This window comes from Selenomonas ruminantium subsp. ruminantium ATCC 12561 (genome assembly GCF_000424065.1).
Classification (GTDB): Bacteria; Bacillota; Negativicutes; order Selenomonadales; family Selenomonadaceae; genus Selenomonas_A; species Selenomonas_A ruminantium.
The window spans coordinates 1-14,397 of record NZ_KE384126.1 but is presented as its reverse complement, the minus strand read 5'-3'; the positions used below and the strand labels follow the sequence as shown (position 1 = coordinate 14,397).

Sequence of the window (14,397 nt, the reverse complement as noted above, 5' to 3'; positions counted from 1 at the left end):
CCAGCCACTCCGGGCGCCTTTAGCACCACTATGTAATGTACGCAATAAGCCCGCGTGGCTGGTGATGTTTTTCCGTAGCTTTTGACAAGCTTGTCTATGGCGAAGGAAAAATATTACCAGCCACGCGGGCGTCTTTAACTCTACTATGTAACATACGAAAAAAGCCCGGTGGCTGATAATGCTTTCCCGTCGCGTTTGGCAAGCCTGCCTAAGCAAAGGGAAAGTATTGTCAGCCACCGGGCGTCTTATCATATCGATGTTAACTAAACGAACTTACTTGGCCACAGCCGGACTAGCTGCCGCCTTCTTCTTATCCCCCATCTTACGCAGCACAATCCAAAGCGGGCTGGCAATGAAGATAGACGAATAACAACCGCAGCCGAAACCAACGAGCAATGCAAACGCAAAGTCTTTCGTCGTTTCGCCGCCGAAGAAGTACAGGGCAAAGGTCGTAAACATGACCGTAAACACCGTGTACAGAGAGCGGGTGAGCGTCTGGAACACCGAAGTATTCACCAGATGGTTCACATCGCCGCCGCGGCGGAAATGCAGTTTGAGATTCTCGCGGATACGGTCAAAGATAACGATGGTATCGTTGATGGAATAACCGACAATCGTCAAGAGGGCCGCTATAAAGGAAGAATCAATCTGACGGCCTGTGAAGGAGAACACCGCCAGCACGATGAGAATATCGTGCACGAGTGCAAGCACGGCCGCCACACCAAAGCGCCATTCAAAGCGATAGGCAACATAGGCAATGATGAGTGCCCAGGACACAACGAGCGCCAATACCGCATTGGTAATCAGCTCGCCGCCGATGGTTGCACCGACCTTCTCTTCGCGCAGCACATCGTAACTCCCGACATCGGTTTTAATGGCCGCCATGACTTCCTTGCGCTGTGCTTCTTCCATATCCGTCGTACGAATCATGACGTTTTCCGCTTCCGTCACGCCGTATTCTGCACCGGTAAGCTGAATCTGCGAACCTTCCAGACCAAACTTAGCCAGGCTCGTACGCACCTCAGCAATCGCCACCGGGCGCTCAAATTTCAAGTCGATAATGGTACCGCCAGTGAAGTCGATACCGAAGTTAAAGCCCCGGGTAAACATGCAGATAAGCCCGGCCACAATGATGACTGTGGAAATGGCAAACCAGAGCTTGGAACGCCCGGCAATATCAAGCTTGTTCATGCTTCAAGTCCTCCTTTTTCCACAGCATATAACCATTGGCACCATAGGCACCGGGGTTTTCCGAAATTTTGGAGTTGATCATGAGTTTCAAAAGGTACTGAGACAACGTGATGGCCGTCAACATGGAGAGCATCGTGCCCAGTCCCAACGTGATGGCAAAGCCGCGAATCGTACCGGTTCCGAGGAAGAACAGTACGCCGGCAGCGATAATCGTCGTGATGTTGGAGTCAAAAATCGTCGTGAACGCACGCTTGAAACCTGCATCCATGGACAGACGCAAGGTCTTGCCCTGAATCTGGTATTCTTCTTTGAAATGCTCAAAAATCAGTACGTTAGCGTCAACGGCCATACCGATGGACAGGATGATACCAGCCACACCAGGAAGCGTCAGCGTTGCATCCAGGAGATACAAGAGCGCCAGCAGCACTACCGTATAAGCCATCAAAGCCACGTCAGCAATAAAGCCGGACAAACGGTAGAACAGCAGCATGAAGATGAGTACCGCGCCAATACCTACAGCAAAGGCAAAGACGGATTTATCCTTGGAGTCCTGACCGAGCGTCGGGCCTACCGTACGGGTTTCAATGATGTTGACCTTCACCGGCAGCGCACCACTGCGGAGCACGACAGCGAGGTTCTGTGCTTCTTCGAGCGTCTTCTGGCCCGTGATTTCGGCACGGCCGCCTAAGATGGGCTCACGGACATTCGGTGCCGTCAGCACTTCGCCATCGAGCAGGATGGCAATCGTGCGGCCCACGTTTTTCGTCGTAAGGTCGGCAAATTTCTGTGCACCTTCATCGGAAAATTCCAGATTGACGACATTCTGACCGCTCTGCTGATTGGTAGCCGCCTGTGCATCCTTCAAATCCGTACCGGTGAGCACGGTATTGCCTTCTTCATCCTTGAATTCCAGCATAGCCGTCTTACCGATGGTCTTAATGGCCGCATCGGGGTCTTTAACACCCGGCAGTTCGATAATCACCCGGCGCTCGCCTTCACGCTGGATAATCGGCTCGGTGAGGCCCAGCGAGTTGACGCGCTTTTCCATAATCGTGACCACGCGATTCATCGCGTCATCATTTACCTTGGCAATGTCCGTGTCTTCTGCTTCGAGTACCACATGGGTACCGCCCTGCAGGTCAAGTCCCTGACGAATGGAGAAAGCCAGTGGCTTTACAAAGGCCAGGAAAATGCCAATAATGGCCACGACACAGACAATCAGTTTCATGAGATTATTCTTTCTCAAGAGATTTCATCCCCTTTTGTCTTTCGTTTTGCTCTATATTCTTTGACGAAGTCGATGACCCTGTCCCGCACCTCGGCAGCGTTGTATTTATCGGTCTGAATGTAGAGGTCAGCATGGGCCCTGGCATCCGCCAGCCGCTTATGCTGTACCTCTAATCTGCTTTCGTCCCAGTAAACCACCCGCCGCTTATGAATAGCCGGCATGGTCGCATCAATCATCACTAAAATATCTGGATGGCGTTTCGCCCAAAAATCATGAATCCCGGAATGTTCCTGCGCCACATTATAAGCATCGAAGCCAGCCGCCTTTAGTCCGGCAACCAGCGTAGTCTTCCCCGAAGCACAAACTCCTACAACCGCAATCTTCAAGACAATCACTCCTATCCAGTTTTATAAAGTTATTAATACGGATAAGTAACTTCCAACTGCTCAATCTTCGGACTGGAGGGTGAACCATCGGTTATCCCCATGACCAGCACCGTCATATCATCCGACGCCTTCTCCGCATCGAGTTCCAGCGCATAATCCATAATGCTCTTGGCGATAAAGGCCACATCCTCGGCCTCATTCTTGCGCACGATTTCCATGATTTTCTCAAAATCTGCCGGATGCCCCAGGCGCTTTTTACCGGCATGGGCAATACCATCCGTGTAAGACACAATCAGCATCCCTGCCGTCAGCGGCACTTCATACATGAGTGGCTTCATATGGCGGTTGACGCCGATAGGCTCGACATTTTCATCATAGACCGTTTCATACTCCGGTGTTTTGATGATTACAGGACAGTTGGAATTGCGGCTGATGACCGCCGTTTCCGTATCGAGGTCGGCACTTACAACCGTCAGCGTGCAGGATACCTTCTTGTCCTTCATGGCATAGAGATAATCATGCACCGCCCGCGCTACAGCCCCATCACGGGCACCATCAGAGATGAGCTGAGTGGCCTTATTCACCACCCAGCTGCTGGTATGATGAGCAGCCAGCCCATTTCCCTGGCCATCGGCAATAATCGCCGAAATGCCGCCATGCGGCCGTTCCACAATATCACAGGTATCGCCACAAACTTCCGTCGCATATTTAGAAGTCTTGGCCATCCCAATCTTAACTTCCATAACACACTCCCCCATAACACCCCAGCGCTCAAGGATGAGCACTCGCGGACGTAAATCACATGATGTGAACTCTTACAATAAGCAGTTATATATTCCCTGCTCCGTAATAATCTTATGAACCAGAACATCATGAGCTTCCATAGGAATTTTAGCCACCAGCTGGCAGGAAAATGCCAACGCTATCCGCTTGGCCTTCGTTGCCCGGGCAAGGTAGGCATCATAAAAACCGCCGCCCATGCCCAAACGTTCCCCGCGGGTGTCAAAGGCTATACCGGGAACGATGATCAAATCCAGCTCATCCGGCGGGATAATTTCTCCCTTTTCCAAGTCAGGCGTCAGGATGCCATATTCCCCCTCTACCAGACTATCAAAGTCGGTAAAGCTCACGGCTTCCATCTGCCCTTTCCCCGTAATATGAGGAAGTGCTACAGTTACCCCCAGGGAAAGCCATTTTTCCATCAAAGGCCTTATCTGCACTTCATCCGCCAGAGAGGCATAGCAAAGAACTTTACGCGGTTCCTTGAAATCCGGCAGGGCACAGAACACCGTCATCATGCGGTTGCTGGCCCGCTGACGGTAATTATCCGTCAGTTTGCGCCGGGCGGCAATGATTTTTGACCGCAAAGCCTTTTTCTCGGCCTGCAGGTCTTTTACAGCCCCGTCCATGATCAGGCCTGCTTATCTTGCGTGATATTGGCATTGATGGACGCACGTGATACTTCAATCACCGTGTTTTCGGCGATTTTCAGCTTAATCACCTTGTCATCAATCCCCGCAATCGTGCCGTAGATACCGCCGATGGTCATAACCTTGTTGCCTTTTTCCAAGGTATCGAGCATGCTCATACGGCGCTTCTGCGCTGCCTTCTGCGGCCGATACAGGAGAAAGTAAAAAATGGCAATCATCACAAAGATGGGGCCCCAAGTGCCCAAAGCTGTCATGGTTTCCGGAGTCATAAAAAACACCTCTTCTTTAGTTTATCAGCGTTTGTAATTGGCCAAAAATTCACTGCGGAATTGCGTAAACTTGCCGTCAATAATCGACTGACGCATTCTGCGCACGAATTCTTCGAGGAAATAAAGATTGTGCAGGGAGAGCAGGCGCAAGCCGAAGATTTCCCCAGCACGTACCAGATGACGGATATAGGCACGGGTATAACCATTGCGGCAGGCGTAACAGCCACAGCCGTCCTCAATCACATGGTGGTCATGGGTGAGGTTAGCATTCTTCATCACAAGCCGTCCTGTCCAGGTCATCGCCATACCATTGCGCGCAACACGGGTCGGATATACGCAGTCAAACATATCAATGCCGCGCATTACACCTTCCACCAGGTGGTCCGGCGTGCCCACGCCCATCAGATAGCGGGGTTTATTCTCCGGCAACAGGGACGTAGAATATTCCAGCATCTCATACATGAGTTCCGGCGGTTCACCTACGGACAGGCCACCTACAGCATAGCCAGGGAAATCCATCTCCACCATCTTTTCCGCATGCCAGCGGCGCAAATCCTTGTACATGCCGCCCTGCACGATGCCAAAGAGCCCCTGGTTCGGTGCCGTCATCACATCTTTGCAACGCTGCGCCCAACGGAGCGTGCGTTCCGTGGACTGCTTGGCATAGTCATGGTCAGCCGGATAAGGCACGCACTCGTCAAAGGCCATGACGATATCCGAGCCCAAGCACATCTGCACCTGCATGGAAACTTCCGGCGACAGGAACTTCTTGGAACCGTCAATATGCGAACGGAAGGTCACGCCTTCCTCCGTGATTTTGCGCAAATCCCCCAGCGAGAAAACCTGGAATCCGCCGCTGTCGGTGAGAATTGCCCCGTCCCAATGCATGAATTTATGCAGCCCGCCGGCTTCCTTCACGAGCTCCATGCCCGGACGCAGGAACAGATGATAGGTGTTAGAGAGAATTATCCCTGCCCCCAAATCCTTCAGTTCGTCCGGCGAAACGCCCTTGACCGACGCCTGCGTGCCCACGGGCATGAAAATCGGCGTAGGAAAACTACCATGGGGTGTATGGATAATACCGGCACGAGCACCTGTTGCCTCGTCCTTTTTCACTAATTCATAAGTTATCGCAGCCAAACAAAAACCTCCTAAATTTCAGCTGTCCATGCGGCCTTATGATAGACCGCTACCAACCATAAATGATACCACAAATCCAGCAGAAACACAAAGCAAGATGAAAAATCTCACGATTTATCATCAGCCCTTACACGAAATCTAACCCATTCTGCGCCCAATGGCTTGACTGGCTAAGATTTCATAGTAAAAAAAACTGCCGTATCGCGACTTACATCGCATACAGCAGTTTTCTTTTAGGCCTGAATATCCACCATCGTGCCCAGATTCGGGTCAACAGACAGTTCCTCCAGCATTTCCTCTGTAGCAACTTCCGTGGTATCCATAGCCATCTTCAGGACAGCCATGCCCATATCCTGCATAGCCTTCCCCTGATGCATGTTCACCGACATAGCGGCGATACTCATATCCATAGCCACACCTCCTCAGTCAACTGAAGCTGCACATCCTTGTGCAATATATATATCGGTGAATCTGGACAAAAACTTAAATTTTACGCACGCATAAACAGATTGATCATAAACGCAATACTCACGAGCCACATGATAGGGCTGACTTCTTTCGGTTTACCGGCGAGGGTCTTCATAAAGGCAAAGCTGATGAAGCCGAAGGCAAAACCGTTGGCAATGGAAGACGTCAGGGGCATCATGATGATGGTCAAAAACGCAGGCAGGCCGTCCGTGAAGTCGGCGAAGTTTACCTTGCCCACTTCACTCATCATCAGGGCACCGACCAAAATAAGGGGAGGAGCCGTTGCGTAACCCGGCACAAGACCAATCAAGGGGGCAAAGAGCAGGGATACGAGGAATAACACGGCTACCGTAACAGCGGTCAGGCCCGTCTTGCCGCCTGCAGCGATACCGGCAGCACTTTCAATATAGGAAGTAACCGTAGAGGTACCGAAGATAGCAGAGAAAATTGTACCCACAGCATCGGTATTGAGGGCCTTGTCGAGATTTTCAATCTCGCCGTCCTTCTTCACCAGCTTGGCTTTCGCCGTAAGACCAATGAGAGTACCCATATTATCGAAAAGTTCCACTACCGTAAAGGTAAAGATAATGGAGAGAATACCATAGTTCCAGGCGCCCATGATGTCCAGCTTGCCGAAGGTTTCGCCCATATGCGGCAGGCTGGTGCTGATAACGTCTGCGAATGCATGCGGCACCGGAGTATACCCCAGTACCATGGACAGAATCGTCGTCGCAACGATGCCGATAAGAATGGCCCCCTGCACCTCGCGGGCCATAAGCGCCCCCGTAAGCACCAGGCCGAACAGGGACATGGCCGTTTCCGGCTTGAGCACACTGCCCAGCGTAATGAAGGTTGCCGGGTCACTGACAATAAGGCCCGTGCCCTTAAGGCCGACAAAGGCGATAAACAAGCCGATACCTACGCCAATAGCCACGCGCAGATTCTGCGGAACAGCATTGATGATTGCCTGACGCACATGACTGATGGTCAGTATCAAAAACAGCAAACCAGAAAAAAATACCGCGCCCAGCGCCACTGTCCAATGCAACCCCAATACGCCGCAGACATAATAGGCAAAGAACGCATTTAAGCCCATGCCCGGTGCCAAAGCCACAGGATAGTTGGCAAACACACCCATCATCAGCGTGGACAAAGCCGCAATCCAGATGGTGGAAGCAACGGCTGCTTCCTTAGGTACTCCGGCATCTGCCAGTATATTCGGATTGACGAACATAATGTAGGCCAGAGCGATAAAGGTAGTGAAACCAGCGATAACTTCCGTACGTACCGTGGTTCCCTTTTCCGAGAGCTTAAAAAAACGCTCCAGGAAAGACTGACTTGCTTGTGCTTGCATAAAAAATAATAGCCTCCTCTTTCTTGGCAGAAAATCATCTGTCGTCACCAAGAAAAAAGAAGCCTTTTCCATATCTTAATAATATACGAGTCATGCTCCATCTTTCTTGTAGACTATGACAATTTACGGCTGCCTGTAGAAACGCCCGCACCCTATCTGCGAACTTATACAAGAATTGAATAACATGAGCATAACAGAGATTAGGACATATGTCAATTTATTAGAAAATTAACAATAAAACACCAATGAAAAATTATTCTACTGCCCACAAGCAGGATTTTGTGATACAATGGTGTAATAATAATAATTATACATTGATTATTCGCCAAATTGGAGGAGCTTATGCAGGACTTGAGAGTTTTCGTCATCGACAACTCCATAATATTCCAAAATTCCTTGGTACAGGAACTGACCAAAAAGCTCCCCAGCGGCAGTCTGGTGGAACACGCGGCTCAGCCCGCTGAGGCCTTGGATAAGTTATCTATTTTTAAGCCCACCACCATCGTATTGAATTTTGCACTAGGTTCACTGCTCGTGAAACAGGAAAAATTCCTGCCGCTTTTGGTAAAGACTTTTCCCCAAATCCCTATCATCACGTATGGAATTCTGGAAAGTGGAGAAAAAGCGGCCAAAATTCTCGGCGCGTCCCATTATCTAAAAAAACCATCTATCGGCCAGCCTGCCGATGCTTTCTATGATAATCTGGTTCGCACACTGCTGGTAACCCAAAGCAAACAATCTCCCGGTCTTTCACGCACCACCGGTATCGGTGGCGGCGCAGTCGTTACCCGGGAGATTTGGCGTGCTTCCCAGCCAATGCAGCCACCACCGCCGCCCAAACCTGCTCCATCGCCTATCGAATCCAGAATCACACCGCCCGCCAATGCCGCGCAGATTGACCTCATTGCCATGGGGGCTTCCACAGGCGGAACAGAGGCACTATCGGCCATTATCACCCGCTTGGAACCGCCATTGCCGGGCATCGTCATCGTTCAGCATATTCCGCCCATGTTCTCCCGGCTCTTTTCTGAACGTCTGAACTCGGAATGCAAATTGACGGTCAAAGAAGCGGTCAGTGGTGATGTGGTCATGCCCAACCATGTCTACATTGCCCCCGGTGCCAAGCACATGACCATCTCCCGCATGGGCACCCGTTATATGCTGGAATGCAAGCCTGGGCCGCCAGTGCACAGCGTCTGCCCTTCAGTAGATGTACTCTTTGACACTGTAGCCGATGTGGCCGGCAGTCATGCTCTGGGAATAATCCTCACCGGCATCGGCCGGGACGGCGCCGCAGGACTCCTGAAGATGCGCCAGAAAGGCTCACCCACCATTGGTCAGGATGCTGCTACTTCCACTGTTTACGGTATGCCCAAGTCGGCTTTTGAGATTGGTGCCGTACAGCAGCAGCTGCCGCTTCTCAGTATTCCACAGGCCATCTATAAGATTGTACGCTGAAAAAGCCTTCCTCGCGGGAAGGCTTTTTTTCGTTAGGGAAGGAATTCCTGCCCCCAAACGCGAAATTATCTAAAAATATTATTTTGTCATTATGCTCAAAAAATTGGAAGGGGTGTTGTTATATATGGATAATCACACGAGGACTAGCCTGCTATCCCCTCTGCATGTCTGGGCTTTGTCCCTGGGCTGTGCCGTGGGCTGGGGTGCTTTTATGGTTCCGGCCAATCTCTTTATTCCCACAGCAGGCCCGCTTGGCACCACAATTGCCATGGCCATCAGTACGGCACTGCTGCTGGTCATTGGAGCCAATTTCTGCCGGCTGGCAGAAAAGTATCATGATGATGGAGGCATTGTAGCTTATGTCCGCAACCTCATCGGCCATGACCATGCCTTCTTAGCAGCCTGGATTCTCCTCATCGCCTATCTTTCTATTCTTTGGGCCAATGCCACAGCGAATGTGTTGCTGGCCAGATTTTTACTGGGCGATTTTCTTTCCTGGGGATATCTCTACACCATTGCCGATTTTGATATTTATTTCGGCGAGGTTGCCGCTACCTGGCTGTTCATCATCTTCTTCGGCCTGTTGGCAGGCTATGGCGGCAGGCTGCTGAAATACTTCAATACGTTCTGCGCTATTGTGTTCTTCCTGTCTGTTGTCGTCCTGTATATCGCTTTAGTAAAAGAAACCGGCATGTATACCTACTACCCAGCATTCCAGTATTACACCAATCCCGCTATGCAGGTATTCAGTATGGTGATGCTGGCGCCCTGGATGTTCTTTGGGTTTGAAGCGGTCACACACGCCTGCGATGACTTTAACTTTTCCCACCAAAAACTTTTTCCCATCGTAACAGCAGCGGTACTCGCCGGTGGGCTTATCTATATTCTTCTGGCCGATATGGCGGTTATGGCCATTCCTCCCGAATTTTCTTCCTGGACGAGTTATATTGCGCAGCGTCCCAACCTTGAGGGACTGGCAGGGCTGCCGGTCTTCCACAGCGTTTACGCCGTCTTTGGCTACAACGGGCTGGGACTGCTCTGCGTATCTATTGCCACCGCCATTATGACCAGCCTGATGGGGCTTTACCGCACCTGCGGACGTCTCTTGCATTTTATGGGCCGCAGTGAAGTCCTGCCTGCCTGGTTCACCCACAAGACTAGCGATGAAACGCCCTGCAATGCCATTCTCTTCATTATGCTGATTTCCTTGCTGATTCCGCTGCTGGGACGGGTATCCATCGTCTGGCTCTGCGATGTTATCACGGTTGTCGGCTCGATTGCTTACGGCTATGCCTCCTACTGCGCCTACCTTTTGGCCAAAAAGGAAGACGATAAACGCGGTCAGACCTTAGGTCTTATCGGTCTCTTTATCTCCTGCCTGTTCTTCTTCTGTCCCCTGCTCCCCGGACTTTTGCTGGGCGGCTCACTCGACACGGAATCCTATCTTATGCTGTCCATATGGAGCCTCATTGGTTTTGCCTATTATTGGTATGTATTCAAGCACGATACCCACAATCGCTTTGGACACAGCACCTCCATGTGCATTATGATTCTGTTCCTGAACTTCTTCTCCAACAGCATCTGGCTGCGGCAGGTTATGGAACAGCGCCTGCAGGAAGCTGCTGCGGGTAATTTCCATGCAGATTACAGCGTGCTGGCCACAGACAGTTTTGTGCAGATGGCGATGATTTTGATTGTCCTGCTCCTGATGGCCAATATCTTCATCACGCTGAAACGGCGGGAGCGGAGCATGACGGAAACCCTGCGCCAGCAGCATGCCGTCAATCACGCACAAAATACCTATCTGCGCAACTTAGCGCACGATATCCGCATTCCTATGGAAGCTGCTCAAACCTCCGTCCATCATTCACTGGAAAACTGCACCATCTGTTCCGCCTGTCCAGAGGAAAACTGTCCCCGGCGCATTCCTGACCGGCTCAGCAATTGCCTTGGCCAGTTAGACAACCATACACAGTATCTCATGCAGCTCATCAACGATATGCTGGCCAAAGGCAGCAAGGATATGGGCGATGCGGAAGCCGGCACCTTCGAGCTCGATACTGCGCCTATGGACTGGCGGCGCACCTTGCAGCATATCAAGGATATCTTTGCCCTGCAGCTGCAGGATAAAAACATCTTCTTTGAAGTCTATCCCATTGAGCTGGCTCACCCCAACGTGCTTTGCGACGAGCAGCGGCTCGAACGCATCCTCATCAATCTCGTGAGCAATGCCTGTGAATTCACCCCCGCAGGCGGCGGCGTGATGGTAACGCTCATGGAAAAAGAGGCCGCCACCATCCTTAACCATCAGGGACAGACCGTACGGGGTGCTGTTTACGAAATTCATGTCAACGATTCCGGAGCGGCTATCCCCCCGGATGTCGCTGCCCATATAGCCGAACCCTTTGAAGTGGAAGGCACGAACCTTGGCGGAATCTGCATTGCCAAAATGCTCGTATCCCTCTTAGGCGGCACTTTAGCCATCAGCACCGCCCCAGGCCAGAGCATCGGCAAAGACATCGTTGTTACCTTAAACCTGCCGCTGGCAGAATGATAAAGGAGTCATGCTTATGAACACGCCTAATGATGCAGGAACTTCCTCCAATAACAATGTGCGCCTGCTCTATCCGTTAAACGTTTGGGCACTGTCCTTCGGCTGTGCCGTGGGCTGGGGTGCCTTTATGATGCCGGGCAATCTCTTTTTGCCCCATGCCGGCCCTGTGGGCAGCATTCTCGCCATTGCCCTGGGCAGCATAACCATGCTGATTATCGGCGCCAACTTCTGCAAGCTGGCACAAAAGTACCGTGACAACGGCGGCTTCTATGCCTATGTGCAGCAGGTAATGGGTCATGACCATGCCTTTCTGGCTGCCTGGGCACTCATTGTCACCTACCTGTCCATTATCTGGGCCAATGCGACCGCTGTAGTTGTCCTGGTACGCTTCTTTTTTGGTGATATTCTCCAAAAAGGCTTCCACTATCAGGTGGCCGGCTTTGATGTTTATGCTGGTGAAATGATTACGACCTGGGCCGTACTTATCGCGTTTGCGTTTTTCTCCGCGTATGGAGGCAAGGCCAAGCGCCCCATCCACACCATGATGGCCCTGCTCCTCTTCTTCGGCGTTGTCCTGCTCTTTTGCGGCGTACTGGCCATGAGTACCAACCATGCCAGCTTCTATCCCGCTTTTGACCCGGATATCGGCGGCACGCCTACCCTGCAGATTTTCAGTATGCTGATGGTGACGCCCTGGATGTTTTTTGGCTATGAATCCATTACACATGGCGGGGAAGAATTCCGCTTTCCCATCCAGCGCACCTTCCCCATTATTATTGGTGCGGTAATTGCTGCCTTCCTGGCTTACAGCCTGCCCATCGCCATTGCCGTTATCGGCAGGCCGCCAGAATTTGCCACCTGGCATGATTACCTGCTCGCCCTCTCCCATCTGCAGGGCTTCGATTCCCTGCCCGTATTCCACGGTGTGGAAAGCCTGCTCGGTCCGGGAGGACTTGCCCTGCTTGCCGCAACTGTGCTGGCCGGTATCTTTACCGGCGTCAACGGCCTCTATCGCGGCTGTTCTTTCCTGCTGCAATCGATGGCCAAAAACAAGCTGCTGCCCGATATTTTTGCCCAGCAAGCTGCCGATGGTACCCCCCGTAAAGCTGTTTTCCTCATTCTGCTGGTTTCTCTGCCCATTCCCTTCCTAGGCCGCACAGCTATCGTCTGGCTGGTCGATGCCATCACCATCAGCGGCTCAATTGCCTATGCCTATGTATCCCTGTGCCGCTACCGGGAAGCCAAGGCGGAAAACAGTCCATCCGGCAAGGCTTTAGGGGCAGCAGGTTTCATTATTTCCCTGTTTTTCTTCTTCTGTCCCATCATTCCGGATTTGCTTTTGGGCAGCACTCTGGAAACCGAATCCTATCTGCTATTGGCCGTATGGAGCATACTGGGGCTTATTTACTACTGGTACATCTTCAAACACGACGAACAGGAACGCTTTGGCAAGTCCTTCTCGCTCTGTACCGTACTGCTCTTTCTAAACTTTTTCTCCACCGCCCTATGGCTGCGGCAGGCTACCATTACCAAAATCCCGCTCGCGCAAATGGGCGGCTATGCACCAGTCCATGAGGTGCTGAATCAAAACAGTTCGATTCAGCTTGTACTCATCATGCTGATTCTGCTCTTTATGGCGGATATCTTCACGACCATGCGGCGGCGGGAACATGCGATGAGCAAGCTGGTCATTGCTGAACAGCAGGCCAGCCGTACCCGCAGAGCCTATCTGTCCAACATGACTCACGATATCGGACTCACCATGAACGCCATCATGAGTTATGTGAAACTTGCCCGGAAAAGCGGTGAAGATTACCAGGATAACACAGAAGGCTGTCCACATAATGCTCTGGACGGACTCCAGCAGGGGCTTATCCATACTGACTCCATCAGTCACTACTTCCTGCATTTGGTCAAAGAAATGGAAAAGGTTGACCGCATTCAGAGCAATACCTTGGAGCTATATTCTGTTCCTACGGATATACGCTACAATCTGAAACAAGTCAAAGATATCTTCACCACACAAATGCAGGATAAAAACATCGACTTCATGGTCTATACCGCAGAACTGGAAAATCCCTATGTATACTGCGACAAAAACCGGCTCCAGCGCATACTGCTGAATCTCATCAGCCTGGCCTATGAATTCACCCCTGCAGGCGGCAGCATTGCCGTCACACTGGCACAAAAAGGGTTTGCCTACCATATAGAACGGACAGACAGCCAGCGCCATTTCCAGTTATATGCGGACTATGAATTACGCATCAAGGACTCCGGTACGGGGATACCAGCCGAAATGAGCAACGATTTCGTCAATAGTTCTGACTGGGAGAAATTATTCAAAAAAATTGGTCCTGAACGCAGTCTGGCCATCACCAAACATCTGATCAAGCTGTTCCATGGGACGGTGAACATCATCACCGAACCAGGGCAGGGCACAGAAATCATCATCAGTCTCACCTTAGCTTTGGCCAAACAATCCGCAGTTCCCATCCACTTGGAACAGGAAACGGCCAATCTGATTTAATAAGCACGGAAAAGGCGGCAGCCGCAATCGTGATATGCTCCCCTTATGAGAGACAGTAAAAAATATAACTGTCATCATAGGGGGAGTTTTCTATGCCCAAACACCAGAAAATAGCAATAGAAGAAAAAATAGAATATGTAAGAGCTTATCTGCGCGGAGAAATTACTCAAGGTGATATTAGCAAAGCTACAGGAGTAAGATTATCCTCAGTACAAATGTGGATTAAGCGTTACGAGGCAGAAGGTGTTGACGGATTTTATACGGACAACGGTAACAGAGTTTATTCACCAGAAACCAAGACAATGGCCGTTCTAGAATACTTAAACGGTAAGGCTGGTCAGCTGGATATTTGTCGGAAGTACAAAATTCGTTCCAGATGCCAGCTTCAGACC

The 14,397-nt window shown here is 51.1% G+C and carries 13 protein-coding genes and 1 riboswitch; of the genes, 4 read left to right on the top strand and 9 right to left on the bottom strand.

The window, feature by feature from the left end:
- Nucleotides 1-273 precede the first annotated feature (273 nt).
- The 9 genes from secF to G598_RS0115000 form a co-directional block, all read right to left on the bottom strand.
- Complete coding sequence (gene secF, locus G598_RS0115040; RefSeq protein WP_026767607.1) at nucleotides 274-1,191, bottom strand: protein translocase subunit SecF; 918 nt, start codon at nucleotides 1,189-1,191, stop codon at nucleotides 274-276.
- Nucleotides 1,178-2,419 (bottom strand): protein translocase subunit SecD, encoded by a 1,242-nt coding sequence (gene secD / locus G598_RS0115035; protein ID WP_037364745.1) that lies wholly within the window; start codon nucleotides 2,417-2,419, stop codon nucleotides 1,178-1,180. The genes secF and secD overlap by 14 nt, the downstream gene beginning before the upstream one ends.
- 14 nt (nucleotides 2,420-2,433) lie before the next feature.
- Nucleotides 2,434-2,814, bottom strand: coding sequence for a hypothetical protein (locus tag G598_RS0115030; RefSeq protein WP_419185361.1), 381 nt, complete (start codon nucleotides 2,812-2,814; stop codon nucleotides 2,434-2,436).
- 23 nt (nucleotides 2,815-2,837) lie between these two features.
- Entirely contained in the window at nucleotides 2,838-3,548 is a 711-nt protein-coding gene (locus G598_RS0115025) for a PP2C family protein-serine/threonine phosphatase (RefSeq protein WP_026767604.1), read from the bottom strand.
- Between the two features lie 72 nt (nucleotides 3,549-3,620).
- A complete protein-coding gene (locus G598_RS0115020) occupies nucleotides 3,621-4,214 on the bottom strand; it encodes a 5-formyltetrahydrofolate cyclo-ligase (protein WP_037364710.1) in 594 nt (197 codons plus the stop codon).
- Between the two features lie 2 nt (nucleotides 4,215-4,216).
- Nucleotides 4,217-4,504: a preprotein translocase subunit YajC gene (gene yajC, locus G598_RS0115015; RefSeq protein WP_026761376.1), complete on the bottom strand. Its 288-nt coding sequence runs from the start codon at nucleotides 4,502-4,504 to the stop codon at nucleotides 4,217-4,219.
- A 24-nt stretch (nucleotides 4,505-4,528) separates the two neighbouring features.
- A complete protein-coding gene (tgt, locus tag G598_RS0115010; protein WP_026767602.1) occupies nucleotides 4,529-5,644 on the bottom strand; it encodes a tRNA guanosine(34) transglycosylase Tgt in 1,116 nt (371 codons plus the stop codon).
- A 233-nt stretch (nucleotides 5,645-5,877) separates the two neighbouring features.
- On the bottom strand, nucleotides 5,878-6,054 hold the full coding sequence (locus G598_RS0115005) for a YjfB family protein (RefSeq protein WP_037364707.1): 177 nt from the start codon (nucleotides 6,052-6,054) through the stop codon (nucleotides 5,878-5,880).
- Between the two features lie 80 nt (nucleotides 6,055-6,134).
- Nucleotides 6,135-7,466, bottom strand: coding sequence for an NCS2 family permease (locus G598_RS0115000; protein WP_026767600.1), 1,332 nt, complete (start codon nucleotides 7,464-7,466; stop codon nucleotides 6,135-6,137).
- A gap of 89 nt (nucleotides 7,467-7,555) precedes the next feature.
- Nucleotides 7,556-7,658: riboswitch (purine riboswitch) on the bottom strand.
- Nucleotides 7,659-7,808: 150 nt separating this feature from the next.
- On the opposite strand from G598_RS0115000, the gene G598_RS20290 reads away from it, so the two are divergent.
- From G598_RS20290 to G598_RS0114980, 4 genes are all read left to right on the top strand, one after another.
- On the top strand, nucleotides 7,809-8,924 hold the full coding sequence (locus tag G598_RS20290; RefSeq protein ID WP_051180397.1) for a chemotaxis protein CheB: 1,116 nt from the start codon (nucleotides 7,809-7,811) through the stop codon (nucleotides 8,922-8,924).
- A gap of 91 nt (nucleotides 8,925-9,015) precedes the next feature.
- Complete coding sequence (locus G598_RS0114990) at nucleotides 9,016-11,478, top strand: amino acid permease (protein WP_080657059.1); 2,463 nt, start codon at nucleotides 9,016-9,018, stop codon at nucleotides 11,476-11,478.
- A 16-nt stretch (nucleotides 11,479-11,494) separates the two neighbouring features.
- On the top strand, nucleotides 11,495-14,005 hold the full coding sequence (locus G598_RS0114985) for an amino acid permease (RefSeq protein ID WP_026767597.1): 2,511 nt from the start codon (nucleotides 11,495-11,497) through the stop codon (nucleotides 14,003-14,005).
- A gap of 92 nt (nucleotides 14,006-14,097) precedes the next feature.
- Nucleotides 14,098-14,397 (top strand): helix-turn-helix domain-containing protein (locus G598_RS0114980; protein ID WP_026767596.1); only part of this gene is annotated, 300 nt, incomplete at its 3' end.

Excerpts from the sequence above, each read along its gene's own strand:
- secF (WP_026767607.1), bottom strand. The coding sequence starts at position 1,191 with ATGAACAAGCTTGATATTGCCGGGCGTTCCAAGCTCTGGTTTGCCATT.
- G598_RS0114990 (WP_080657059.1), top strand. The coding sequence starts at position 9,016 with ATGCTCAAAAAATTGGAAGGGGTGTTGTTATATATGGATAATCACACG.
- G598_RS0115025 (WP_026767604.1), bottom strand. The coding sequence starts at position 3,548 with ATGGAAGTTAAGATTGGGATGGCCAAGACTTCTAAATATGCGACGGAA.
- G598_RS0115020 (WP_037364710.1), bottom strand. The coding sequence starts at position 4,214 with ATGGACGGGGCTGTAAAAGACCTGCAGGCCGAGAAAAAGGCTTTGCGG.
- G598_RS20290 (WP_051180397.1), top strand. The coding sequence starts at position 7,809 with ATGCAGGACTTGAGAGTTTTCGTCATCGACAACTCCATAATATTCCAA.
- yajC (WP_026761376.1), bottom strand. The coding sequence starts at position 4,504 with ATGACTCCGGAAACCATGACAGCTTTGGGCACTTGGGGCCCCATCTTT.
- G598_RS0115005 (WP_037364707.1), bottom strand. The coding sequence starts at position 6,054 with ATGGATATGAGTATCGCCGCTATGTCGGTGAACATGCATCAGGGGAAG.
- G598_RS0115000 (WP_026767600.1), bottom strand. The coding sequence starts at position 7,466 with ATGCAAGCACAAGCAAGTCAGTCTTTCCTGGAGCGTTTTTTTAAGCTC.
- G598_RS0114985 (WP_026767597.1), top strand. The coding sequence starts at position 11,495 with ATGAACACGCCTAATGATGCAGGAACTTCCTCCAATAACAATGTGCGC.
- secD (WP_037364745.1), bottom strand. The coding sequence starts at position 2,419 with ATGAAACTGATTGTCTGTGTCGTGGCCATTATTGGCATTTTCCTGGCC.